This window comes from Clostridia bacterium (assembly GCA_036562685.1).
Taxonomy (GTDB): Bacteria; Bacillota; Clostridia; order Christensenellales; family DUVY01; genus DUVY01.
The window spans coordinates 1-2,306 of record DATCJR010000167.1 but is presented as its reverse complement, the minus strand read 5'-3'; the positions used below and the strand labels follow the sequence as shown (position 1 = coordinate 2,306).

Here is a 2,306-nt window from a genome sequence, read left to right as displayed (position 1 = left end):
AAGAGGGCACACAATGATATTATTTTAGTTCTTCCGACTAGGGCTAATGCTGGGAGGGATAAAAATATTATCACGGTGTGGATCCATGCGGGAAGCATTGATGTTCTAATTCTAAATCTGCTTCCACTTACCCACATTTATGCTGAAGAGCAAATAGATGACGAACTTATAGGGAAGGCAAAAATGAAATATGCAGAGTTAAAATTGCTTCATTAAGACAGAACCCCATCTTTGATGGGATTCTTTTATTTAAGCTGCCAAACAAATAAAATGTATTCTAGTACCCGTAAGCTTATTGCTACCGAAAGGAGAATAATGGCACCATCTACTATTATGGTAAATTTTCCAAACAAATTATATTCATTCAATACATCGTAAATCAATCCCATTATGAATAAAGCTAATGCATTTACAAGGTCTTTTAATTTCGTTCGTGCCATTGAATAAGAAAAATATTCTAAACAGAGCATTACATAGCTAACCACAAGGGTAAAGAAAATAAAAAGAGCTATTTTCTTAACCACCTTCATAAGTATCTCTCCTTGTGTGCTTTCTTTATCGGAATTATAATAATAAAAAGTAAAGAAGGAAAAAAGAACTATGTAAATTAAGTCGGGCCTCTGGTTAAGAAATACTCGACTTTTGAATTTAAGCAATGCAATTATCTTGAGTTTAAGCAATGTAATTATTTAGTAGTTTTGGCCATTACTATGATGCTGACAACGGTTATAATGGCCATAGCAGTGATAGCAATAGCTGCAAATCCAAATTCATTCATTTATGATCTCCCCGTCAATTTTAAGGTTTTATATTTTACCGTTTTATGATATAATAAAAACGAAAAAAGGCTTTGAAGGCCAAGGAAAATTTTCGCTAAATACAGCTTTTATAAAATTGATAGGATTGGTAAACTCCTATCAATTTTTTGTTGTTTTAATGTTGCTATATTTGTATCCGTTAAAGCTCCCACGTGTTTGGCTTCTGTTTTGGCCAATAAAGTAGCTTTCAACCTTTTGTCGGAAAGTAAAATAACAATTCGACTATCGATATAAAAACGATCAAGCAGAGAGCTATGATTGCGACGATTACTATGATCAGTACATAACTCTCACTCAATCTGTATCACTCCTCTCTCGTATTTCTCTTGGCCACCTCTTCCTCGTTCTATTCATGAAATCTGGGACGAGAGAGGGGTCGGTTGAGCTGTTGTATTTAGCTTATCCCTTTGTGTGTTGATTGCTAGTTATATTATAGCATATTTATTGAAGTAATTAAAATTTGCAAATTAATTTTTTATGCAGAATTATAGTATAAGAAAAGTAATAAAAATGGGAAACCGTATAAAAGTCATATTTTTCTACTGGTGAATTTAGTTTTTGTGTTTAAATGATGCGATTATCTAGTAACTTTAGATATCACTATGATGCTGACGGCAGCAATGATGGTTATAGCGATAATAGCGGTAATTGTAAGCCAAAATTCTCCTATTGATTAATTGCTTTCTATTTTTTATTTTAGGGGTTAAAATTTATTCTTTTATGCTATAATAAAAAGTAGAAAGAAGCTTTGGAGCCTATTTTAGAAGTTTGGTCAGATGCAATTTTAAAAATTGATAGGATTGGGAAGTTCTTATCAATTTTTTTTGAGTTCTTTACAGCTTCTACCTTAACATTGGACAGTGCTTTAATATTTTTTGCTTCTGTCTTGAGGAATTTTGAGAAAAATGGTTTTGTTGAGTTGTACATGCAGATGCAATGCTTTATAGAATCAAACCTTATTTCTTACCGCTTATTTCCAAACTGTTTATATTATCAAAAAACCTTTTCCGCATGCGAAAAAAGGGATTCCGAAAGGGAAGGGATAAGGGAAAAGGATTAAGGATCAAGTTCAGAAATAGACAAGGGATAAGTGATAGAGATAAGGAGAGATTATTGAATTTAAGTCACTTATCCCTTTTTTCTTGGATCTTGCTAGGTTTTGTAAAAAACTTTATTGACACAAAATTGAATTGTATTTGGAAAATTCTAGTATAGTAATTATTAGAGGAAATTATACATTTTCTCTATCCAAAGGATTTTTGCTTTTTATTATTTTATGATGAAATTGTAAGCGTTTCGACAAAAAACATTTTAGGTAAATATTGCTTTACCCATCAAACATTTTAATATATCTATAAATGAGCAAATTTGTAGGAATTAATTACCATTACAAAAGATTAGAATATCCCTATGCAATCTTTAGTAGCTGAAAAACCTGCTCTAAGGGGGTTCCAGCCTGAGCTTGCATATAAATCCAGGCTATTTGGT

At 31.9% G+C, this 2,306-nt stretch carries 3 protein-coding genes; 2 read left to right on the top strand and 1 reads right to left on the bottom strand.

The genetic code is table 11. From position 1 onward, the window contains the following. Positions 1-216, top strand: a 216-nt coding sequence (locus VIL26_07545; protein ID HEY8390780.1) for a hypothetical protein, incomplete at its 5' end; no start/stop codon positions are given. Positions 217-245: 29 nt separating this feature from the next. Here the strand turns inward: VIL26_07545 and VIL26_07540 are convergent. Beyond that, a complete protein-coding gene (locus VIL26_07540) occupies positions 246-530 on the bottom strand; it encodes a hypothetical protein (GenBank protein ID HEY8390779.1) in 285 nt (94 codons plus the stop codon). Between the two features lie 1,036 nt (positions 531-1,566). On the opposite strand from VIL26_07540, the gene VIL26_07535 reads away from it, so the two are divergent. Beyond that, complete coding sequence (locus VIL26_07535; GenBank protein ID HEY8390778.1) at positions 1,567-1,878, top strand: hypothetical protein; 312 nt, start codon at positions 1,567-1,569, stop codon at positions 1,876-1,878. Positions 1,879-2,306 lie beyond the last annotated feature (428 nt).